This is a genomic window from Tenuifilum sp. 4138str (assembly GCF_041102575.1).
Lineage (GTDB): Bacteria > Bacteroidota > Bacteroidia > Bacteroidales > Tenuifilaceae > Tenuifilum > Tenuifilum osseticum.
The window spans coordinates 141,826-164,033 of sequence record NZ_JBGCUE010000003.1 but is presented as its reverse complement, the minus strand read 5'-3'; the positions used below and the strand labels follow the sequence as shown (position 1 = coordinate 164,033).

General features: G+C 43.3%; 18 protein-coding genes. 11 read left to right on the top strand and 7 right to left on the bottom strand.

The features are described 5' to 3' along the window. Positions 1 to 14: 14 nt before the first annotated feature. Both AB6811_RS04305 and AB6811_RS04300 read right to left on the bottom strand, forming a co-directional pair. Entirely contained in the window at positions 15 to 764 is a 750-nt protein-coding gene (locus AB6811_RS04305) for an outer membrane lipoprotein-sorting protein (RefSeq protein ID WP_369489203.1), read from the bottom strand. Positions 765 to 795: 31 nt separating this feature from the next. Beyond that, the gene (locus AB6811_RS04300) at positions 796 to 1,371 is read right to left on the bottom strand and encodes a TetR/AcrR family transcriptional regulator (RefSeq protein ID WP_369489202.1); all 576 of its coding nucleotides are present in this window, start codon (positions 1,369 to 1,371) and stop codon (positions 796 to 798) included. A 408-nt stretch (positions 1,372 to 1,779) separates the two neighbouring features. Between AB6811_RS04300 and AB6811_RS04295 the strand changes: the two genes are divergently transcribed. After that, complete coding sequence (locus AB6811_RS04295; protein ID WP_369489201.1) at positions 1,780 to 2,553, top strand: class I SAM-dependent methyltransferase; 774 nt, start codon at positions 1,780 to 1,782, stop codon at positions 2,551 to 2,553. A 493-nt stretch (positions 2,554 to 3,046) separates the two neighbouring features. On the opposite strand, the gene AB6811_RS04290 is transcribed toward AB6811_RS04295, so the two are convergent. Beyond that, positions 3,047 to 3,229, bottom strand: coding sequence for a hypothetical protein (locus AB6811_RS04290; protein ID WP_369489200.1), 183 nt, complete (start codon positions 3,227 to 3,229; stop codon positions 3,047 to 3,049). Between the two features lie 561 nt (positions 3,230 to 3,790). Here AB6811_RS04290 and AB6811_RS04285 point away from each other — a divergent pair. The 8 genes from AB6811_RS04285 to AB6811_RS04250 all read left to right on the top strand — a co-directional run bounded on the left by AB6811_RS04285 (position 3,791) and on the right by AB6811_RS04250 (position 14,576). Continuing rightward, complete coding sequence (locus AB6811_RS04285) at positions 3,791 to 5,707, top strand: DNA topoisomerase IV subunit B (RefSeq protein ID WP_369489199.1); 1,917 nt, start codon at positions 3,791 to 3,793, stop codon at positions 5,705 to 5,707. Positions 5,708 to 5,733: 26 nt separating this feature from the next. Next, complete coding sequence (locus tag AB6811_RS04280) at positions 5,734 to 8,388, top strand: DNA gyrase/topoisomerase IV subunit A (protein ID WP_369489198.1); 2,655 nt, start codon at positions 5,734 to 5,736, stop codon at positions 8,386 to 8,388. A gap of 113 nt (positions 8,389 to 8,501) precedes the next feature. Further along, positions 8,502 to 9,014, top strand: coding sequence for a shikimate kinase (locus tag AB6811_RS04275; protein ID WP_369489197.1), 513 nt, complete (start codon positions 8,502 to 8,504; stop codon positions 9,012 to 9,014). Positions 9,015 to 9,127: 113 nt separating this feature from the next. Continuing rightward, positions 9,128 to 10,453 (top strand): lytic transglycosylase domain-containing protein, encoded by a 1,326-nt coding sequence (locus AB6811_RS04270; protein WP_369489196.1) that lies wholly within the window; start codon positions 9,128 to 9,130, stop codon positions 10,451 to 10,453. Between the two features lie 121 nt (positions 10,454 to 10,574). Next, the gene (locus AB6811_RS04265) at positions 10,575 to 11,114 is read left to right on the top strand and encodes a hypothetical protein (RefSeq protein ID WP_369489195.1); all 540 of its coding nucleotides are present in this window, start codon (positions 10,575 to 10,577) and stop codon (positions 11,112 to 11,114) included. 39 nt (positions 11,115 to 11,153) lie between these two features. Continuing rightward, a complete protein-coding gene (locus AB6811_RS04260) occupies positions 11,154 to 13,577 on the top strand; it encodes a T9SS type A sorting domain-containing protein (RefSeq protein WP_369489194.1) in 2,424 nt (807 codons plus the stop codon). A 463-nt stretch (positions 13,578 to 14,040) separates the two neighbouring features. Beyond that, a complete protein-coding gene (locus AB6811_RS04255; RefSeq protein WP_369489362.1) occupies positions 14,041 to 14,400 on the top strand; it encodes a DUF3575 domain-containing protein in 360 nt (119 codons plus the stop codon). 38 nt (positions 14,401 to 14,438) lie between these two features. Further along, on the top strand, positions 14,439 to 14,576 hold the full coding sequence (locus AB6811_RS04250; protein ID WP_369489193.1) for a hypothetical protein: 138 nt from the start codon (positions 14,439 to 14,441) through the stop codon (positions 14,574 to 14,576). A gap of 75 nt (positions 14,577 to 14,651) precedes the next feature. Here the strand turns inward: AB6811_RS04250 and AB6811_RS04245 are convergent, their stop codons facing one another. Beyond that, positions 14,652 to 15,995: a glucose-6-phosphate isomerase gene (locus AB6811_RS04245; protein ID WP_369489192.1), complete on the bottom strand. Its 1,344-nt coding sequence runs from the start codon at positions 15,993 to 15,995 to the stop codon at positions 14,652 to 14,654. Positions 15,996 to 16,405: 410 nt separating this feature from the next. Here AB6811_RS04245 and rlmN point away from each other — a divergent pair, with 410 nt between their 5' ends. Continuing rightward, on the top strand, positions 16,406 to 17,437 hold the full coding sequence (gene rlmN / locus AB6811_RS04240; protein WP_369489191.1) for a 23S rRNA (adenine(2503)-C(2))-methyltransferase RlmN: 1,032 nt from the start codon (positions 16,406 to 16,408) through the stop codon (positions 17,435 to 17,437). Positions 17,438 to 17,470: 33 nt separating this feature from the next. Here rlmN and AB6811_RS04235 read toward each other — a convergent pair whose 3' ends face one another. Continuing rightward, positions 17,471 to 19,114 carry a SulP family inorganic anion transporter gene (locus tag AB6811_RS04235; protein ID WP_439655708.1) on the bottom strand — a complete coding sequence of 548 codons (1,644 nt, stop codon included), beginning with the start codon at positions 19,112 to 19,114 and terminating at the stop codon, positions 17,471 to 17,473. A 96-nt stretch (positions 19,115 to 19,210) separates the two neighbouring features. Between AB6811_RS04235 and AB6811_RS04230 the strand changes: the two genes are divergently transcribed. Continuing rightward, the gene (locus AB6811_RS04230) at positions 19,211 to 19,729 is read left to right on the top strand and encodes a nitroreductase family protein (protein WP_369489190.1); all 519 of its coding nucleotides are present in this window, start codon (positions 19,211 to 19,213) and stop codon (positions 19,727 to 19,729) included. Between the two features lies 1 nt (position 19,730). Here the strand turns inward: AB6811_RS04230 and AB6811_RS04225 are convergent, their stop codons facing one another. Together AB6811_RS04225 and dprA are read right to left on the bottom strand one after the other, a co-directional pair. Then, on the bottom strand, positions 19,731 to 21,080 hold the full coding sequence (locus AB6811_RS04225) for a YihY/virulence factor BrkB family protein (RefSeq protein ID WP_369489189.1): 1,350 nt from the start codon (positions 21,078 to 21,080) through the stop codon (positions 19,731 to 19,733). 4 nt (positions 21,081 to 21,084) lie between these two features. Continuing rightward, the gene (gene dprA, locus AB6811_RS04220; RefSeq protein ID WP_369489188.1) at positions 21,085 to 22,206 is read right to left on the bottom strand and encodes a DNA-processing protein DprA; all 1,122 of its coding nucleotides are present in this window, start codon (positions 22,204 to 22,206) and stop codon (positions 21,085 to 21,087) included. Positions 22,207 to 22,208: the final 2 nt, after the last annotated feature.

Sequence of the window (22,208 nt, the reverse complement as noted above, 5' to 3'; positions counted from 1 at the left end):
TTATTGGTTTTCGTCTACTTAACCTGGGTAAGATTGCGTAGCGAGAAAAAGCTATCGTTAATATCGATATTGAATTTAATGGCATTCAGCTCAACAATAGTTCTGTTGCCGGGTTCCTCGGCCGGAATTAGCTCATAAATTGTAGGAATTGTTCTACCGTCAACATCCTTAATACTGTGCGCCATCTCAGTTTTTACGAGCAATTGTTCCTCATCATAGTATTCCGATTTCAGGATAAGGTAATGTTTCTTGGTAACCCAAAGAATCATTTTGCCCCAAACAACGGGAGCGTCGGGTTTTGGGGTAAGGGTAATTCGCCAGCAATCCCACCCGTCAATCTGCTCCTCGCCGGAAATGGTGTGGTTGTAGTCAACCACAATTGACCGCTGGTTCAGTAAGTCATCGTTAGTAAAGTCGGAGCCCATCCACCCCTGTGAGAGCATGGAAGGTGGCAGCTTAACCGTTCGGTTGATGGTTGGGTTCCAGCTCCACATCTCACGGTTAATTTTCAGAAAGGCCTGTCCCTTTTCCCTTGCCGGGGAAGTGATATAGACCAAAGAAAGCTCAGTACCCTTGCTCCAGCTCTTAAATGAGAGCGAACGCTCCCATTTGGGGCGTACTATACGCATGGTCATCTCGCTATAGCTCGATTTTTCGCCACGCATCATCTCATCGGCCTTTCGAACTATCTCGCTTGCATTCTGGCCAACCAAAAGCTGAGTGGCTGAAATCAAAAGGGTTGACAATAAAACTCGTGGAATCATCTCCTGTTAATTTAATGGTTTATTAAACAATTTACTTGATATAACGCTTTATGATTTCCTCCTTAATTGCATCGAGAGGAAAGTTCTCATTTGAGATGTAATTAATAACAATGCCATCGGAAAGGGCATGCAGTATCATAAACTCCATTTCGGGATTCTGATAACCCTTGCGCCTAAAGTACTGAATTAAGATTGATACCATTGGTTCATAGATACCCTCAAGCTTTTGCATCAACTCCTTGCTGAAAACGTTGGGTTGCAGCATAACGGAGAAGTACAACTTCCAGTAGTTGCGGTTTTCGACAATCTTACGGAACATATCGTTAATAAACAGTTCCATCTCTGCATCGGTTAGTACCCCATCGTGGTTTTCATCAAACTTTTCTATCAAATTGTTCATTCCATTAATCACGATATGTGAGAGCAGCTCCTCCTTGGAGCTATAGTAATGGTAAAGCAACCCTTTTGCAATTCCTGCCTTTTGGGCGATGTCGGCAATGGTTGCCGAATGAAAACCCTTGTGGGCAAAAACATCAAGTGCAGCATCTAAAATCTGCATAACTCGCTGCTGGCGGATTACTTCAACTTGCTGCTTTGTGCGAGGCATATTTATTTTTGGTTGAACGGTCGGTCAAATATAAAAGATTGTTTTTTACCATGCAAATTTTTTTGGAAGAAAATTTTTGCGTTTGATTCCTGAATTGATAAACACTACGAAAAATCGTGTTTATCAATAAAAAATCTATTCAATCTACCCTAAACTTAACTGTTACATAATTTGTTGTAAAAAAAATTGAAACTCAAAAAAATATGCTTACCTTTGAAAGGTCTAAAAACTTTGGATGTATATATCGAATTCGGAGCTGGTAGGTTAGGTAATCTTGAGTAAATCACAAGATTACACAACCTTTTCTGTTTGGCAGCAATTTGCCATCTATTATCTTTTTAATAATTTTCAAACAATTCAATGACGGCAAAGCGATGCTTTTGCCTGTTAAAACATAACTACTAGATCATGGAACAAGAAAACAACTCCATACACGATTTCGATATAGCATTAATATGTGAGTATTTTTCGTATGTCGAACGTCAAGGGCCAGGTAGCCCTGAGGTAACAATCAAGGCATTGAGTTTTATCGACAATCTTACCCAAAACGCCAAAATTGCCGACATAGGATGCGGAACAGGGGGGCAAACCATGGTGCTTGCCCAAAACACACCGGGAACAATACTAGGCATTGACCTGTTCCCAAAATTTGTTGATATTTTCAACCAAAATGCTACCAAGCTAGGCCTAACGGATAAAGCCAAAGCAATAGTTGGATCAATGGACAACCTGCCCTTTCAGGACGAAGAGTTGGACCTTATGTGGTCAGAGGGAGCCATCTATAACATTGGTTTTGAACGCGGCCTAACCGAATGGCGGCGATTCCTCAAGAAAGGGGGCTACGTGGCAGTAACTGAAGCATCGTGGTTTACACCAGAGCGTCCTGCAGAAATTGAGCAGTTCTGGTTAGATGCCTACCCGGAAATTGACACCATTCCAAGCAAGGTGGCAATCATGCAAAAGGCTGGTTATATTCCGGTTGCTACTTTCATACTGCCCGAAAACTGTTGGACTGAGCATTTTTATGCTCCACAAGTATCAGCGCAGAAACTTTTCATGGAAAAGTATGCAGACAATCTGAATGCCAAGCGATTGGTTGAAAACTTACAACACGAGGCTCAACTCTACGCCAGGTACAAGGATTACTATGGCTATGTTTTCTATATTGGGAAGAAAATGTAGTTGATTAGTAGGAAGGGGCTACACCCTCAAATGCCGTAGCCCTTTCCTTTTTTTACATATCCATGCTGACATTTACAAGACAATGTTGTTAAGTTAAGGTTATTTTTCATGTTACGTGCAAGCGAAACTTCACGCTGTTGTGCTAAGTCCCGATTTATAGGGATAGACTTCGCCGAAGCATTACATTGCTCTTTTCTCTTCAATCCTTTGAAGAGAACCCTCGACTTTGCTTGGGATGACAAAAATCCTATCTTCCTTTCTGCTCCCTTGTCGTGCTGAACTAGCCGAAACATCTCTTGAATTTTCCTTCCCTTTCTCTCTTTTGATGGGTTTTCCGCCAATCATTCATTGCATTGCATTCCAGTTGCGATGCAACGTTTCACCCTTGCTCTTTGGTATATGAGTTGCGTGCATCGCTATACATGAGGGAGTTTCATGGAGTTACAAATATTACGCCCCTACGGGGCTGGGAGAGTTGTTCGTGAAACTGACTTCACCCCAGCCCTTTTCCCTGAGAGGGAATGGAGCAGAAGAAGCTAGCAGAGGCATAAAAGCCTGACCCGGCAATGGGTCGGGGGTGGAACGTGGCATTGGGCTTAGTAAGCGATACCACATGAGTCACGCCGTAGGCGTGGCGAATAGTATCGCGTGGAAGTTCCCCCCGCGGGATACCCATCGGGTCGGGCTTTTCAGCCTTGATTTTCTTTGGTTCTTTCTTGTATCAAGACAAGAAAGAACATATAAACCGCTCTTTACCATACTTTTCTGTTGCGATGCAACGCTTTCCCCTTGCTCTTTGGAAAATGTATTGCGTGCATCGCTATACAGTTAAGAATAATCATGGTGTTACAAATATTACGCCCCTACGGGGCTGGAAGCGTTGTTTGTTGTTCGTGAAGTTATTGTCATGTTGAGCGCAAGCGAAATATCTCAAAGGGTCGATTAGAGATCCTTCGCTGCGCTCAGGATGACAGACATGTATATTTTTGTTAACCAAACAACATTGATTTACAAGAAACAATACCCAAACATTGCCAATAACGCATAGCTAAATCTCCCAATTTTCGGAAACAACGAGTTTGGCTTAATGATTTAAAACCGCAAGCCAAATTATTACAATAACTCATTAAATTCCAATCGGTTTACAAGTCGCCCAAACCTGTTGATATTTATTTGGGTAAAAAAAGTTCATGCCAATTCAATTTGGTTATTTTTGCAGCAAACTGGAGAAGTAGTCATGAGTGTTGGATATTCTGAAGATAGTATTAAAACGTTGGAATGGCAGGAGCACATTCGCAAGCGCCCGGGAATGTATATCGGTAAGCTTGGCGACGGCTCTCAGCCCGACGATGGCATTTACATTCTGCTTAAGGAGGTGGTTGACAACTCCATTGATGAGTTCATGATGGGAAACGGTAAACGCATCGACATTCAGCTTAATGAAAAAACTGTTTCCATTCGCGACTATGGCCGTGGTATCCCGCAAGGGAAACTAATTGACGTGGCCTCCAAGATGAACACGGGTGCCAAGTATGACTCCAAGGTTTTCAAGAAATCGGTAGGCTTAAATGGGGTTGGTATAAAGGCGGTAAATGCGCTTTCCAACCAGTTTATCATAAAGAGTATTCGCGAGGGATTAGTTCGCGAGGCCGAGTTTGCCGGAGGTATCATTGTAAACGACAAGCAATACCCCGCCAATGGCGAGGCAAACGGTACTTACGTTCAGTTTACTCCTGACGAGGCGGTATTCGGTCAATACTCATTCCAGGATGAGTATATCGAAACCATGATCCGAAACTACACCTACCTCAACACCAACCTAACCATCAGCTTTAACGGCAAGGAGTATATTTCAAAAAACGGACTTCTCGACCTACTGAACGAAAACATAACAACAGAGCCACTCTACCCCATTATTCACCTGAAAGGTGAAGATATTGAGGTGGCAATTACCCACGGTGTTGGCTACGGCGAAGACTACTATACCTTTGTGAACGGCCAGCATACCACTCAGGGTGGTACACACCTAACCGCATTCCGCGAAGCCTACGTTAAAACCATCCGGGAGTTCTATAAAAAGGACTTTGACCCATCGGATATTCGTACTTCCATTATAGCAGCCATAAGCATTAAGGTTGAAGACCCCGTATTTGAGTCACAAACCAAAACCAAGCTTGGTAGCAAGGACATGGGCCCTAACGGTCCCTCGGTAAAGCAATTCATCACCGATTTTATTAAGGAAAAACTCGATAATTTCCTGCATCGCAATAGCGAAACTGCGCAAATTCTGCTACAAAAGATTATTGAGTCCGAAAAGGAACGTAAAGCTATATCGGGTATCAAAAAGATAGCCCGTGAGCGGGCTAAAAAGGCAAGCCTGCACAACCGCAAGCTACGCGATTGCAGGATCCATTACAACAGCAAGGATGACCGTGCGCATGAAAGTACCCTTTTTATTACCGAGGGCGACTCCGCAAGCGGTTCAATCACCAAATCGCGCGATGTAAATACACAGGCAGTATTCTCGCTCCGCGGTAAACCGTTAAACACCTACGGGCTAACCAAAAAGATAGTTTACGAGAACGAGGAGTTTAACCTACTACAAGCTGCGCTGGACATTGAGGAGGACATGGAAAACCTCCGCTACAACAAAATTGTAATAGCCACCGATGCCGATGTGGACGGTATGCACATCAGGTTGCTGCTCATAACCTTTTTCCTACAGTTCTTCCCTGAGCTAATCCGCCAGGAGCATCTCTTCATCCTCCAAACCCCACTTTTCAGGGTTCGTAATAAGAAGAAGACCGTTTACTGCTATACCCCCGAGGAGAAGGAAAAGGCAATAGCCGAACTTGGCCCAAACCCTGAAATAACAAGGTTTAAAGGGTTAGGTGAAATTTCGCCCGATGAGTTTAAGAACTTCATTGGCCCCGACATGAGGCTCGACCTGGTTCGTTTGACCAAGGAAGACCAAATACATGACCTTTTGGAGTTCTACATGGGCAAGAACACGCCCGACCGTCAGGATTTCATTATCAATAACCTCAGAATTGAGGAGGATATTATTGATGAGGAACCAGCCCCAAAAGCCGATGAGAATAACATCGACGAGGAGGGCAACCTTGACGATGAGAATAAAAACCTGGTAGCATAAACATCAACCTACAATAGCTCAAGAAAATGCGATTGGACGATTTTGAAGCGGATGAGCTTTTAAGCGAAGGCGAAGGGAAACCAGTTTCGCCCGAACTTCATGCCAAAATAGAAAGGATTACCGGCGAGGCCGCCAAAAAGACCCACATCACCGGGATGTACAAGGACTGGTTTTTGGACTATGCCTCGTATGTTATACTGGAACGCGCCGTTCCGCACCTCGATGACGGGTTAAAGCCCGTGCAGCGCCGCATACTGCATGCCATGAAACGGCTCGACGATGGGCGATACAATAAGGTGGCCAATATTATTGGTTACACCATGCAGTACCATCCCCACGGCGACGCATCAATTGGCGAAGCCTTGGTTCAGCTAGGCCAAAAAGATTTGTTGATTGACACCCAGGGTAACTGGGGCAACATACTTACAGGCGACGGTGCAGCCGCACCCCGTTACATTGAGGCTAGACTATCAAAATTCGCCCTTGAGGTGGTTTTCAACCCCAAAACCACTGAGTGGATGCTCAGCTACGACGGCCGCAACCAGGAGCCTGTAACGCTTCCGGTTAAGTTCCCGCTTTTGCTAGCGCAAGGAGTGGAAGGAATTGCAGTTGGTTTAGCCTCTAAAATTTTACCCCACAACTTCAATGAGCTAATTGATGCGGCAATCAGCTACCTAAAGGGTAAGGATTTTGAACTTTACCCCGATTTCCCCACAGGTGGATTAGCCGATTGTAGCCGTTACAACGATGGTTTACGCGGCGGCGCGGTTAAGGTACGCGCCCGCATCCAAAAAATCGACCGTAAAACCCTTGCCATAACCGAGATTCCCTTTGGGAAAACCACCACATCGCTTATCGAATCAATCCTTAAAGCGAACGACAAAGGGAAGATTAAAATCAAAAAGATTGACGATAATACCGCCGAGAATGTTGAAATTCTCATCCACCTGCACCCCGACGCCAACCCCGATATGACAATTGATGCCCTTTACGCCTTTACCGACTGCGAGATGTCAATATCAACCAACTCGTGCGTCATTTACGACGATAAGCCCCGTTTCATGGGCGTTAAGGATATCCTTAGGGCTTCGGTGGATAGAACTAAGGAACTCCTTACCATGGAGCTTAACATTAGGCTTGCAGAGCTGGAGGAGGATTGGCATTTCTCGTCGCTGGAAAAGATATTCTTTGAAGAGCGCATTTACCGCGAGCTGGAAAAGGATACAGAAACATGGGATTTGGTAATCGAAGCCATTGAGAGGGGTTTTGACCCTTACCGAAAGTTACTCCGGCGCGAGATTACCCGCGACGATATTCTGAAGCTAACCGAGAAGCCCGTGCGCAAGATATCGAAATTCGATATCAAAAAGGCCGATGAGCATATCAAGGCCGTTGAAGCCGAAATGGAACAAGTCAAGCATCACCTTGCCAATATTGTAACTTATACCATCGATTACTACCAGCAAATCAAAAAGAAGTACGGGAAAGGAAGGGAACGCAAAACCGAACTCCGCAGTTTCGATACCATTGTTGCCACTAAGGTGGTTGTGGCAAACGAAAAGCTTTACGTTAACCGAGCCGAAGGCTTTGTGGGTACAGGTCTGAAAAAGGACGAATACGTTTGTGATTGCTCCGATATCGACGATGTAATAGTTATTCTCCGCAATGGCAAGTACTACATCCGTAAAGTTCAGGAAAAGGACTTCTTTGGCAAGGATATTGTCCACGTTGGAGTTTATAAGAAGAACGATACCCGAACGATTTACAATGTGGTTTACCGCGATGGCCTAAACGGCGATATCATGATGAAGCGATGCGCCATTAACGGAACCACACGCGATAAGGAGTACGACATAACAAAGGGGACGCAGGGTTCACAAATACTCTGGCTTTCGGCAAACCCAAATGGTGAAACCGAAGTATTGAAGGTTTACCTGAAACCAAGGCCACGCCTCCGTAACCTTATACTTGAGCTGGATTTCAGCCAGCTGGCAGTTAAAGGACGCGGCTCCCAGGGAAATATCTTTACCCGATACGCTATCCACAAAATCATGCTCAAGGAAAAGATTGCTGGCGCAGTGGAGGGTGTAAAGGTTTGGTACGACCCTGAGGTAATGCGCTTGAACCACGAGGGACATGGTGAACCGCTTGGCGAATTCTTGCCCGATGAACGCGTTCTGGTTGTAAACCCCGATGGTACCTATTTCCTTGCCAATACCAATTATGCACTCAGGTTCGATGTGCAACCCCTACTGGTTGAAAAGTTTAACCCCCACAAGGTGTTCTCGGCCGTTTATTTCGATGGCGAACAAAAACAGCACTACCTTAAACGTTTCCGTTTTGAACCCACCGAGAAAACCCAATCCTTTATCCCCGACGAGTATAGCTCAAAGCTTATAGCTTTGAATGCCGACGTATTCCCGGCTTTGAAACTTGTTTTTGGAGGCAAGCACGCAAATCGCGAACCTGAGAATATCGATGTTGATGCCTTTATTGCCGTAAAGGGCTACAAGGCAAAAGGCAAACGTCTAACCACGTTCGAAGTAAAACGGGTTGAGTTTACTGAGCCCCTGGAAAAAGAAAGATCAGCTTTTGAGGAAGAAACAAGCGTAATTACTGATTCAGAATCGGAAGATAACGATTCAGGTTCTTCAGCTGAGCAAATGAGCTTGGAACTTTAGCAAAAAAGAGCAGTTTTTCTGCTCTTTTTTTATATCTTTGATCTCCCTTAATTTTTTTTATAAAATATTGTGAATTAGACATATTGCATTAAACTTAAATAAAGCATTAAGCGATGAAGATTTTTCTGATTGGATTCATGTCGAGCGGGAAAACCACAGTTGGAAGGGAGTTGGCTCATTTCCTAAGTTACCAATTCCTCGATTTGGATGAGTATATTGAAACCAAGCACAATAGAACAATTAAACAAATTTTTGAAACAAAAGGCGAAGAGCACTTCCGGCTTATTGAGAACGAAGCACTTAAAGAGGTTTGTTCATTTAAAGGCGATTTTGTGATTTCATCGGGTGGTGGAACATCGTGCTTTTACAACAATATCGACTACATGAACCGAAATGGTATCACTGTTTACCTTAGGCTTGAGGTTTCAACCCTGGTTTCGCGTTTGGTGGAGTCAAAAATCGATAGGCCTTTACTTTGGGGCAAAACTCGCGAGGAGCTGAACGATTACATTATACGTGTTCTTGACGAACGAAAAAAATTTTACGAGAAAGCTCAAATCATTGTGGATGCCGACAATACCAAACCAATCGATTTGGCCAAAATAATTATGTCAGCACTTGAGTAGATAGGCTTAATATCATTTTCAGGTGCAATACAAATAGTTTTACTTAAACATTTTGGCCGTTCCTCTTGATTATTTCTTTAAAATACTTATGTTTGCTAATAATTTGAAACAGAATGAAGGCAATACGATACATTTTGGGTGGATTGTGCTTAGTCCTAACTTTTAACACTCCAGTATTTGCTCAGGTTGAGAGCCAGAGCTTAAACTCCGACACCATTTATGAGCAAAGACAAATAAACCAGATGGATAGTCTGCTTTACCAGTGGTATATCCAGCAACCCAATGAAGATAATAACCTAGTAGCCGATATTGAGGGCGATACCATTGAAGGGCCCGAACTCCCCGACTCATTTTACATAAAGCGTCTGCAAACCATCAACTCGTTAATTGATTTACCCTACAATAATATTGTTAGGAGCTTCATAAAAGCCTACACTGAGAAAAAGCGCGACAAGGTTGAAGTAATGCTTGGGCTAACCGATTACTACTTCCCCATGATTGAGGAGATACTGGACATGTATCAGCTACCACAGGAACTCAGGTTTCTACCTGTTATTGAATCGGCTTTAAACCCACGTGCTGTTTCCAGGGCCGGAGCCACGGGGCTTTGGCAGTTCATGTACGGAACAGGAAGAATGTACAACCTTACCATCAACTCCTTCATCGATGAACGCCGCGATCCACTGGCTGCTACCCATGCAGCATGTCGCTTCCTCAAGGATCTATACTCCATTTACGGCGACTGGACTCTGGTAATTGCAGCATATAACTGCGGCCCTGCCAATGTAAATAAGGCCATCAGACGTTCGGGTGGAAAGCGCAACTACTGGGATATTTACTACCATTTACCCCGTGAAACCCGTGGTTATGTCCCGGCTTTCATTGCAGCCAGCTACACCTACTACTTTTACAAGGAACATAACCTACAACCTAAACCCATTACCCTACCCCCTGCTACCGACACAATAATTGTTAACAACATGTTACACCTGCAACAGATTGCCGAGGTGCTCGATTATCCCATTGAACTGCTTCGCGATTTGAATCCGCAATACAAAATCGATATAATTCCTGCCAAGGGCAAATCGTATGTTTTACGATTACCCAAAGAGATGGTAGGCCCATTCCTTGATAGGGAGAAGGACATTTATGCGTACAAGGACAGCATCTTCTTCAACCAAAAAATTTTGGCAAACCCATCTAAATACACTGCATCGTATCAGTACGAGGTTCCCCCGGGTTCAATTCGTATAGTTTACAAGGTGAAGGAAGGCGATGTACTGGGCAAAATTGCTGAACGATACAATGTATCGGTTAGGCAGCTCAAGGGCTGGAATAACCTACACCGAAATCTTATCAGGGTAGGTCAACGGTTGGTTATTTATGTTCCTGAACGAACCGCAACAAGATTAGGTATTGTTCGGGAAAAAAAATCGTGATGTAGTTTAGGTCATTTTTCTTGCAGTTGGACGAACAAAACCTGTTGTTCGTCCTTTTCATTATTTTACTCAATGCGTAACCCAATAAATTATGTTTTCTTTGCAGCCAATAAGGATTAGTATGAAACGAATCATTACAACGGGTGTGGCTTTCGCCTTACTTTTATCCTGCGCTTCGAGCTCCAAAATGGAAAAGGTTCCGGGTAAAAACAACCTAATTCCATTTGTTGAGTTCTATACAATCACGGAGGGTAAAGTTCTGAGCGGAACAACAACCCCAGGACGGAGAATTGATGGCCCAGGTTATTCCTACGATTCAGTTTCCCAAAAATTGGAAATATACCGCAACAATCTTACTGACACACTAAACATTAAACTATATCTTGGAGTTGGCAAGGTGCTTAAGGGTACTGCCGGCCAAGGGGTATCGAGTATGATTATTGGTGTAAATAACCTGCCATTTACCCATAACGATTTTACAATTACAAATGCAACCAAAACCAAAGTTGGTTGTTCCTATAAAGGTAAAAGGTTTGTTTTAAAACCAGGCCAGGAATTCCTATTTACCGAAACCAGAATCGACACTTTGCCTAACACCACAGCGGTTCAAACCACCACAACCTGGAAGGTAGCATTTACAGGGTTTGTTAAAAACAAATAAACAATAACTCAGGTATTAGTAACCAGTAACATCAACTTTATGCAGAAAAGAGGCATTTATTTGGGTTTAGTAGCCGCATTGTTGCTGCTTTTAACCTCGTACTCATTGCTTTTTGGGGTGCCCAAAAAGTATGTTCCCATGGTAGTTTACCAACCCGATGGGACAAAAATTGAATGTTTTGCCAGTGGCGATGAATTCCACAACTGGCTACACGATGCTGATGGTTACACCATCGTTCAGCATCCTAAAACGGGCTACTATGTTTATGCTGTTAAAGAGAACGGAAAACTTGTAGCCAGCGATTTAGTTGTTGGGAAAGTAAAACCAACCGCAACAAAAGGGTTAGAGCCATTTATCAACATCACGCGCGAGGAGTACATTGCAAAGCGCAAGAGCAAAAGGGTAAATACTCATTACTCTTCCTTAAATCCAGCGAAAGGTGCTAACGGTATTGCCCCACTTAGGGCAAAGGATACAAAGGAAGCAACCGTTATGAATAACATCGTTATATTCATTCGCTTTGCCGACGACAATCCGGGTGATGAACCCATTGATTACTACCAGAACATCTATAATGGTGCCTCAATGTCGGTTACCGACTACTACAACAGTGTTTCCTACGGGAAATTCACAATAAGTACCACTTTTTACCCAACAACCTCAAACAGCTATGTGGTGTGGTACCAGGATTCTCAAAACCGGAACTACTACCGCCCTTACAATGCAACAACAAATCCCATTGGCTATGATCCCGATGACGATAACTATTCCAGCAATAAAAGCCAGACCTACCGTGAGCACACCTTACTTAAAAATGCCATAAATTCGGTTAGTAGCCAGATACCCACAAGTATCAACCTTGATATTAACAATGACGAGTACGTTGATGTTGTATCATTTATCATTGCTGGCACAAACGATTCATGGAACGATCTTCTTTGGCCACACCAATGGAGTTTATGGAGTCAAAATGCATCAATAAACGGCAAGCAAGTAGGTGATTATACCCTACAACTACAATTTTTTGGCAGTTCCAGAATTGACCTTGGAACACTTTGCCACGAAATGTTTCATGCAGTGGGAGCTCCTGACCTTTACCACTACGACGATAATTTAAACCGTGCACCGGTTGGAGTTTGGGATATAATGGAAGGCACCAAGGATGAGCCACAGAACATGGGTGCTTACATGAAGTATCTTTACGGGGGCTGGATAGATAACATTCCTGTGATTAACCAAACAGGCACCTACACGTTAAACCCGCTTTCAACATCGGCCGCCAACAATAGCTTTATTATTCCCTCGCCTGCTACTCATACTGAGTATTTTCTGGTTGAGTACCGTAAGCGCGAGGCCTACGATGCCAGTTTACCTAACGATGGGATGTTGGTTTACCGCATTAACTCCAAACTTGAAGGCATGGGAAATGCCGATGGCCCACCCGACGAAGTATATGTTTACCGACCAAACGGCTCTCTTACATTGAATGGAACTATAAGTAGTGCCACATTTAATGCCGATTATGGTCGTACCACCATGAATGACCAAACCAACCCGCGCAGTTTCCTTTCCGACGGATCAAATGGAGGAATAAATATCACTAACGTTACTAGCGCAGGCTCTACCATTTCGTTCAATGCAACTATCGATTTCTCACCCTGGATTGTGCTTAAAAACGATAGAGGGTATGGTTCGGCTATTGGTAATGGAGCTACTACCCTAACTGTGGCTACACGCTTTTCCGCAAGCGATATGGCTAACCATGTAGGTAAGTACATCAAAAAGGTTGATTTCTTCCTAAGGGGAAATGATAATGGACAAAGGCTAACCTCAGGTGAAATGGTTAAGATTTGGGAAGGTGGAACAATAGGAAACCCCGGCACCCTGGTATACTCCCAAAGCGCTTCGGCCGAGGTTAAGGTGGATGAATGGACAACCCACAACGTTACTACACCAGTTGAAATAAAGGCCGATAAGGAGTACTGGGTAGGCTACACTGCAACCGCCTCCGGCGGCTATCCCTTTGCCACCGATAGAGGCCCCATGGTGCCCGATAAGGGAGGTTGGTACACAACAAACGGGACCCAATGGAATCAACTTGCTCAATCCAACCTGGATTACAACTTTCTAATTCGAGCCATTGTATCCGATAAAACTACCGATGTTCCAGTTAATTCAGCAGAGGGAAACGCCATATCCTTCTACCCTAACCCTGTTGAAGACGATGGATATATTAAATTTGTTAATAACCAAAACTCCATTAACGCAAACATCGAAGTGATTAACATGCTTGGGCAGGTGATCATCTCCCAATCGATTAGCAACCTGACTGCTGGCGAAAATGTTATGCCTGTTAACCTATCGGCTTTATCAAAAGGGATCTATATTATTAAAATAAGTACGATTAACCAGTCCAGTTTACAAGTAATCAGTACAAAAACTATCAAGTTTAATAAAAAATAGTAATTTGGTATAATGTTTGCTTAAATGGTCGTGTAAACTAATCCAAATTTAAAAAATGAAAAAACTGGCGTAATGGACAAAATTCAGGCTATTTTTTAGGTAGTTTGTTCTAATGGACATTTTTCAGGCTTTTTATTTTAATGTTTTTCGAAAGAAGCAAATAGTATTAATAGATTTGTATGTCAGGTAAGCAGAAACAGGCTCTGCTGGAGAGCAACCTGTCAGGAATATCCTGACCGACTGGAATGGTCATAAAGGCTGACACTCGTCAGCCTTTATTTATTGACAATTCCAAGAGCAGATGCCTTCGAAAACTCATTTAATAGTTTTTTTTCAGCTTGACACTTAGCAAAAAAAGCAAATCTTCCATTCAAGGCTTTCAAATTCTCCAAAGTTCGATATTTATTGGAGTTAAACACTATGCCAGCCTGAAAAATGTCTATTAAGCCAAAAAACTAATTACATTTGCAACCCTGGTAATGCTAGCATTACCCATGTTTGCACAGGAAAAACCTGCCGTTTCGGAGGGCCCAATGTTGTTAATGTAAACACTTTAAGTTTACTTGTAGGAACTGGTTCGCTTTTCTATGAACGCAAGCTCTCCGATAATCTTTCCGGACAAATGGGTGTTGGCTACCTTAGCTACAAAATTGAGGATTCAAAATTCTCTGGTCTTATCCTAACCCCTGAGGTACGCTTTTATCCAAAAAGCAATGCCATTGATGGTTTCTACCTTGCTCCCTACTTCAGGTATCAGAATTTCAAACTTGAAAATACTGAAACCAACGATAAGGAACCTATGCAAATTACGGTGGTGGTTTAGCCATTGGTCGTCAGTGGATTACTAACTCTGGTTTTACAATGGATCTTTTCTTTGGTGGCCATTACAGCAAAGGAAGTATCGAAACCGAAGAAGGTGCTACGGGTGAAAATTTTGATGTGGAAAAATTTGAGGGTTTCCGTATTCGTATTGGATTCTCAATTGGTTTTGCTTTCTAATCTTTTCAAATCAATAAAAGGAAGAGGTGCTTTTTAGGGCACCTCTTTTTTTTATTTGCAGAAATTACTTGGTAGCTAAATCCCTAAACGTTTCCGTAAGGCTTTTCCCTCATCCTCAAAACCGGGTTTACCTAACAGGGCAAACATATTCTTCTTGTAAGCCTCCACTCCCGGTTGGTCGAATGGGTTTACATCCAGTAAATAACCGCTAATGGCGCAAGCGCGCTCAAAAAAGTAAAGCAGGTAACCAATCCAGAATGCACTAAGCTCAGGAATGCTAATCTGGATGCATGGTACACCCCCATCGTTGTGGGCAACAATGGTGCCCAATTCGGCCATATGATTAACTTCCGAAAGACGCTTGCCTGTAAGGAAATTAAGTTGGTCAAGATTTTCGGGGTCGTTTGGAATGTTGAGTGTGTGCGATGGCTTTTCAACCGAGACTACGGTTTCAAAAATAAAGCGCTCCCCCTCCTGGATATACTGCCCCATGGAGTGAAGGTCAGTGGTAAAATCGACGCCGGCGGGGAAAATACCCTTATTCTCCTTGCCTTCGCTTTCGCCGTAAAGCTGCTTCCACCACTCCGTTATATAGTGTAGCTTGGGTGTATAGTTCACCATTATCTCAACCTTTTTGCCCTTGGCGTAAAGTACGTTGCGGGCTGCTGCGTACTGGCAGGCAGGGTTTTGCTCAAAAGGGACGCCAACCGAAGTGTCGGTCATTGCCTGGCGTGCGCCTTCAACCAGTTGTCTGATATCGAAACCAGCAATGGCTATGGGCAAAAGCCCTACAGGGGTTAATACTGAGTAACGTCCGCCTACATCATCGGGAATTACAAAAGTGCGATAGCCTTCGGTATCGGCTAACTTGCGCAGAGCACCCTTAGATTGATCGGTTATTGCAACTATACGCGATGCTGCCTCGGTTTTCCCCACCTTCCCCTCAAGGTGCTGTTTTAACAGGCGGAATGCTATGGCAGGCTCTGTGGTAGTTCCTGATTTTGAAATAACTACTATTGAATAGGTGTGCTTATCGAGTAACTTTAAAAGCTCGGCATGGTAATCCTCACAAATGCTGTTGCCGGCAAAAAGCACCTTAGTGCCACCGTTGTCGAGCATGGAGAAGCTATTTCCCAAGGCCTCAATCACAGCCTTTGCTCCAAGGTAAGAGCCACCTATACCTACCACTACCACAAACTCGCTCTTGGAACGGAGCTCATTGGCAACCTTTTCAATGCTTTTCAGCTGATCGTCAGTGATTTCGGCAGGTAAGGTTACCCAGCCCAGAAAATCGCTCCCTTTTCCAGTCTTCCCTTCAATAAGCTTTTGGCAATCGTTTACCTTGTTCTTAAGCGAAAGCACATCGCTAGCATCAACAAACTGGTAAATGTTGTTAAGTTTAACCTGTAGTTTACTCATCTTTGTCTATGGTTTATGTATTCCAATCATTGTTAAATTAACTAGCATCACCTGTTATCAAAACTGGTCATAGTAACCTGGAAATGGCTTTTGGGAAATTTGGTTTTACCACACCTGCACTTTAGTTTTCGGGTTTTATCAACCTTAGCGCTTTTGGGCGCCACCCTCCGATTGCACCCGTAAGCAAGCAGCAATAAAAAAATTGCCGCAACAGGGAATACTATTTTTAGAAGATTTCTCATTGCTCCGCGAAGTTACAAAGAATTTAAAATCAAAGTAATTTTGATTTCAAGTATGGTTTGATAATAAATTGCCTATATTCTATATTTCAACCGTTTGAAGCTGAAACCACACTTATTCAAATAAAAATTATAACAAAAGCTAAATTTGCAGTTTAAACTAATTCCGAAATGCAGAAAGGGGAAACGTTAGTTGGTAAAGACCTAAAGCAGGTTGAAGCATGGTTATCGGAATTGGGATTCCCTACCCACTATGGAATTAAACTCACTGGATGGATTTATCGTAAGCGAATTCAGAATTATGCTGATATAAATGATATTCCCAAGCATATACTAAAAACGCTAAAAGATGAATTTGGTGAGGTACATGGTCACATCGGCTATGAGCGATTTCCTGGAACCGATGGTTCAGTAAAATACCTGTTTACCAATGCACAAGGGCAGCACTACGAATCGATTTACATGGACAATGGCAAGCGTAAAACGCTTTGCGTGTCAACTCAGGCTGGGTGTCGCATGGGATGTAGGTTCTGTATGACCGGGAGTATAGGTTTCAAAGGTAATTTGGATGCCGGCAGTATTGTAGGACAGCTGTTAGCAATCCCCGAAAGCAAAAGTGTAAACCGATTGGTTATCATGGGCATGGGTGAGCCTTTCGATAACTGGGCTGAGGTTAGCCAAGCGCTGGAGATTTTAACATCGGCTTGGGGGGTTGCCTTTGGAAGGTCAAATATTACGCTCTCAACCGTAGGTATCCTTGAGGGTTTAGAGAGTTTCTTGATGAACCCGCCATGCAATCTGGCCATTAGCCTTCATTCGCCCTTTCCCGATGAAAGGGCAATGCTGATGCCATCGGAAATAAAAAATCCGATTGGTCGAGTGATTAACATGCTACTCAAACACCCTATACCAAAGCCTTTACGGCTCTCGTTTGAGTATGTTGCTCTTGGAGGAATTAACCTGAGTGAGCAGCACGCCAAAGCTGTGTGTGAACTGCTGAAAGGGCTGAATAACCATATCAATATAATTCCCTGGAACGAGCACTCTGCTGCTAGCGAATTCAGGAAACCAACCCCTGTGGAGCTGGAAAACTTTACTCGCTGGTTAAACCAGCATGGAGCGCTTTGGACTATACGTCAATCAAGGGGAAACGAGGTTGGGGCGGCCTGCGGCCAAATGGCTGGCAAACACACCCCAAAATAGTTTACAGTAAAGTAAACGGGCGGTATCCACACCTTAACCAATCAAACCTTTTGCCCGGTCTAGAGCAAGATCGAACGATGGTAGAATATTCTCCTTCCCAATGAGCTTATCCACTCCGCATCGCTCCAGATCGGCATAAACCTCCTTCCTTACACCAGAAAGAACCACCTTAACGTTAAAGTTTTGAAGAGTTTTAATGGTATCCTTAAGGTTGTTTAAGCCAGTTGAATCAATAAAGGGCACATGACGCATCCTGATAATCATCACCTTAGATCTTAACCCTAACTGTTTTATTACAGCGCTATACTCCTTTGCCGATGCAAAGAAGAATGGGCCACTGATCTCATATATTGATATTTCTTTTGGAATATCGGGATATTGCTCTACCAAATCGGAATCAACTTCAAATTCAACCTTCTGGGCAGCATCGGACATACGCTTCATGAACAGGAACGAAGCCATTACAACGCCAACCTCAATAGCAACGGTAAGATCAACAAGAACTGTGAGCAGGAATGTGGTAAGCAGGATTGCACGGTCAAAGAAAGGCGCTTTTAAGATAGATACAAAGTTGCGCCATTCGCTCATGTTATAGGAAACAACTATCAGTATACCTGCAAGGCACGACATGGGAATAAGCTTTGCCCATTTGCCAAAGAAAAGCATTATCAGAAGAAGGGTGAGGGCATGAATCATACCGGCTACGGGTGTTCGCCCTCCATTCTTTACATTTGTGGCAGTTCGTGCAATTGCCCCAGTTGCAGGTATTCCACCAAAAAACGGTGTAACCACATTGGCTATACCCTGAGCAATGAGCTCAGTGTTGGAACGATGATTTCCCCCAATCATACCATCGGCAACCACCGCAGAAAGTAACGATTCAATACCGCCTAAAAGCGCAATGGTGAGCGCCGGAGCAATGTAAAAGCCAATTTGATCAATATGTGGAACTGAAACTGAGAAGTTGCTAGGAATTTCGCCAAAAAAACTCTCAATGGTAGTAACAGGTATTTTTAAAACTGCCACAACAACAGTTACCAGAATAATAGCCACAAACGAACCGGGTATTTTAGTGGTTATCCGTTTAAAGTAAACCGAGATTAGAATGGTAGCCAAAGTGATAATTACTGCTGCCGGGTTAATGGTATCGAGCGAACTAAAATATACGCTCCACTTAGCAATGAAAGCCGAAGGCACTTTATCGATATTAAGCCCTAATGCATCCTTTATTTGCGTAGAAAAAATGACTAATGCAATACCACTGGTAAACCCAACTACTAATGGATATGGTATGAACTTTAGCAGTGTACCCAGGCGGAGCAATCCAAACCCAATTAGAATTAATCCGGCAAGTACTGTAGCAATAATTAATCCATCTACGCCGTACTGTTCAATAATGCCGTAAACAATAACTATGAATGCACCGGTTGGTCCACCAATTTGAACGCGGCTGCCTCCAAGAAACGATATGATAAAGCCAGCAACCACAGCAGTTACAAGTCCCTTATCGGGCGAAACTCCCGATGCTACAGCAAAAGCTATAGCTAAAGGTAATGCCACAATACCAACTATTATTCCGGAAAAAAGATCCTTTGTAAACTGTGTTTTAAAATAGTCCTTACCTATTACCGAGAATAGTTTTGGCTTAAAAACCCTTTCCATTTTCCTATCTTTCATGTTTTTATTAAATGATTGCAAAAGTAGATTAAACCGTAACTCGTTATTCAATCTTTTTATGTTTTTTGATATTTTTGACAACATAACAACATGCATATGACCAATTGCCTAAAAACAATCTTTAACCGCAAAAGCGTGCGCAGCTTCACTGGCCAGGAAGTAAGCAATGAACTACTAGAAGAACTTGTCCGTGCGGGTATGGCTGCACCCTCCGCAAGAAACCTTCAGCCATGGGCATTTGTTATAGTTACTAACCGGCCCACCCTGGATACTCTTGCTAAGCGTTTACCATACGCCAAAATGCTCTTTGAGGCACCTGCCGCAATAGCTGTTTGCGGCGACCTTTCCAAAGCAGGCGATAGCCCTGAAGGATACTGGGTTCAGGACTGCTCTGCTGCTACGCAAAATATACTGCTTGCCGCTGAGGCAATGGGTTTGGGGGCTGTATGGACAGGCGTTTACCCCCGCCCCGATAGGGTTACAATTGTAAAGGAGGTTTTAGGACTCCCCGATAACGTTTTACCACTCAACGTGATACCAATTGGTTTTCCTAAAGGGGAGCATCAACCCAAGGAAAAGTTTAAAGTAGAAAACATCCACTGGCAACACTGGTAGACTAAATGCTACCTATCAAAGTGCTAGCGGTCAATTCGCGGTAACGCTCGGTAAAACTTGTGCAAACCTGTTTTACCTGCTTCAACTCTGGGATATCGGGTTCAATCTCAAACCCATAGCTATCGAGTTTTTCCTCAACAAATGCAATTGTTAGGTGTTCTACATGTCGTGCCGGCTGATAGCCAATATCTTTACTCTCGTTAATTACCACCTCGTTTAGCAGTTCACAGTTAACCATCAAATCGAGTAGGTTGCGCATGAGTCGTTGGGGTATTTTTAGATTTACAGATAGTTCAAGGTTTGTAGCCGGTTTCTCTCCATTCATAAATCGTTTAACAATGGTACTTAGCACCAGCAAGGCTAACAATTTCCGATTTTTATGGCTTATATGGGTTGTTTCCCTTTCAAATTCATACATATCGACATTTTGGTATGCAAAAGATATTTCAGCACCAAATAACACGATTTGCCAGCTAATTTGAACCCAGAAAAGGAATAAGGGTAGAGCTGCAAAACTCCCGTAAATTGCGTTATATCGGGAAACCCCAATTTGAAGGGTGATATACAACCACTGGAGAATTACAAAACCCGAACCAGCTATAACTCCTGCAATAATACCGGATTTGTAGGAAACCTTTGTGTTAGGAATAGAAATAAAAATAAAACTGAAAAGTATCCAAATTAACAGGTATGGCAAAAACTGGAGCATATCAATCAGGAATGGGCTGATGTAACTCACAAGCTCATGCGTTTCAGCAATACTTTTCACTGTGGTAGCAAGGTAAATATGAATACTCCCGGAAGCAATAAGTAAAACAGGCGAAATGAGCATAATGGAAAGGTAATCGGTAAATTTGCGTACCCAGCTGCGAGGTTTTTCTACCTGCCAGATATCGTTAAAGGCATGCTCAATGCTGGATAGCACGTTGATAACTGACCAAAAAAGGAGTACAACACCAATTCCAGCAATTAAGCCGCCCCCGGTTCGTGCTAGTAGAGAGTTTGCAAACACAATAACCTTATTAATCACCTCTTCCTGTCCCTTAAACTGGGTAGTTAGCTGCTGCTCAAGGTATCGTTCAAACCCAAACCCCTTTGCAATTCCAAATGCCATTGCAAAAATTGGAACAATGGACATTAGTGTGTAGTAAGTTAAAGCCGAAGCCTTAACAATTACCTTATCCTCAAAGAAACCCTTGAGCGCAAGCAAGAGCACCCGTAAATACTTAAAAGGCCATTTCAGTTTAGGCGGAAGCTCATCAAGGTTCATGCTCCATATACCGTGAAGCAGGAAATGCTGAGCCTTTTTATACAGCATTATAAACCTGTTTGGTTTTCGTTGTTTGCTCATTGCATTAGTTTTTTACGGCGAATACTTTGCCTGGTTTGCTGCTTACTACTCCCGAAAACTCCAAATTAAGAAGCGAGGACAAAACGGTTGAAACCGGAAGTCCTGTTCCAAGGGCAATCAGGTCAACGGTTTCTTCCCCTTTTTCCTTCAGAAAGTTAATAATTTTTTTCTCCTCGTTGGTAAAATGGTCAAAGTTTATTGTGTACTGCTTAACGGTTTGGGTTTTACTGGTTGAGCTCCAACCCAGCAGGAACTCAATATCGTCGGCCGACTCCACCAGTGCTGCTTTGTTCTGTTTTATTAACATGTTACAACCCGTGGAGTATGTTGATGTTACATTGCCGGGCACGGCAAATACATCGCGGTTGTATGAGTTTGCAATATCGGCTGTTACAAGTGCACCACCCTCCAGGGCGCTTTCAACCACAATGGTTGCATCGGATATGCCGGCAATAATCCTATTTCGCCTCAGAAAGTTATTGGGGTCAAATGGCGTTCCCGAAATAAAATCGGTTATCAGCGCCCCCTGCTCTAGCATATCCTTGGCTACTGTCCTGTGAGCCACAGGATAGATGGCATCCAGTCCATGTCCCAGCACTGCAACTGTTTGCAGGTTATTTTTCAATGCGCTTTTGTGTGCTACGATATCAATCCCGTAAGCTAATCCGCTAACGATTATTGGGCTATGACCCTTGGCGGCAAGTCCATTTACAATGGCTTCGCAAACCTGCTTTCCATAGGCCGTTGCCTTTCGGGTTCCCACTATGCTGATTATCTTATCAGAATTAAAGTTTATGCTGGAATGAGTTTTCACGTAAAGCATTACTGGGCCGTCCTCACACTGGCGCAGCCGTTCGGGATATTCAGGGTCAGTAAAGTATAGGGCTTTAATTTTATACCTCTCAATAAACTCAATCTCTTTTTCGGCAAGGTGTAACACATTCTGATTGACCACTTCAGCTGCAATGGTTTCGCCAACGCCAGGTATTTTGAGCAGTGCTTTTTTGGACTGACGAAAAACCGCCTCGGCACTTCCACAGTAGGCAATTAAACGCTTAGCGGTTATACTCCCTACCTTTGGGATAAGCTCAATTGCTATGCGATATTGCAACTCGCTTTCGCCCATGC

Bases quoted from the DNA above. Each gene is read 5' to 3' on its own strand.
- AB6811_RS04305 (WP_369489203.1), bottom strand. From the start codon at position 764: ATGATTCCACGAGTTTTATTGTCAACCCTTTTGATTTCAGCCACTCAG.
- AB6811_RS04300 (WP_369489202.1), bottom strand. From the start codon at position 1,371: ATGCCTCGCACAAAGCAGCAAGTTGAAGTAATCCGCCAGCAGCGAGTT.
- AB6811_RS04295 (WP_369489201.1), top strand. From the start codon at position 1,780: ATGGAACAAGAAAACAACTCCATACACGATTTCGATATAGCATTAATA.
- AB6811_RS04290 (WP_369489200.1), bottom strand. From the start codon at position 3,229: ATGGGTATCCCGCGGGGGGAACTTCCACGCGATACTATTCGCCACGCC.
- AB6811_RS04285 (WP_369489199.1), top strand. From the start codon at position 3,791: ATGAGTGTTGGATATTCTGAAGATAGTATTAAAACGTTGGAATGGCAG.
- AB6811_RS04280 (WP_369489198.1), top strand. From the start codon at position 5,734: ATGCGATTGGACGATTTTGAAGCGGATGAGCTTTTAAGCGAAGGCGAA.
- AB6811_RS04275 (WP_369489197.1), top strand. From the start codon at position 8,502: ATGAAGATTTTTCTGATTGGATTCATGTCGAGCGGGAAAACCACAGTT.
- AB6811_RS04270 (WP_369489196.1), top strand. From the start codon at position 9,128: ATGAAGGCAATACGATACATTTTGGGTGGATTGTGCTTAGTCCTAACT.
- AB6811_RS04265 (WP_369489195.1), top strand. From the start codon at position 10,575: ATGAAACGAATCATTACAACGGGTGTGGCTTTCGCCTTACTTTTATCC.
- AB6811_RS04260 (WP_369489194.1), top strand. From the start codon at position 11,154: ATGCAGAAAAGAGGCATTTATTTGGGTTTAGTAGCCGCATTGTTGCTG.
- AB6811_RS04250 (WP_369489193.1), top strand. From the start codon at position 14,439: ATGGATCTTTTCTTTGGTGGCCATTACAGCAAAGGAAGTATCGAAACC.
- AB6811_RS04245 (WP_369489192.1), bottom strand. From the start codon at position 15,995: ATGAGTAAACTACAGGTTAAACTTAACAACATTTACCAGTTTGTTGAT.
- rlmN (WP_369489191.1), top strand. From the start codon at position 16,406: ATGCAGAAAGGGGAAACGTTAGTTGGTAAAGACCTAAAGCAGGTTGAA.
- AB6811_RS04235 (WP_439655708.1), bottom strand. From the start codon at position 19,114: ATGAAAGATAGGAAAATGGAAAGGGTTTTTAAGCCAAAACTATTCTCG.
- AB6811_RS04230 (WP_369489190.1), top strand. From the start codon at position 19,211: ATGACCAATTGCCTAAAAACAATCTTTAACCGCAAAAGCGTGCGCAGC.
- AB6811_RS04225 (WP_369489189.1), bottom strand. From the start codon at position 21,080: ATGAGCAAACAACGAAAACCAAACAGGTTTATAATGCTGTATAAAAAG.
- dprA (WP_369489188.1), bottom strand. From the start codon at position 22,206: ATGGGCGAAAGCGAGTTGCAATATCGCATAGCAATTGAGCTTATCCCA.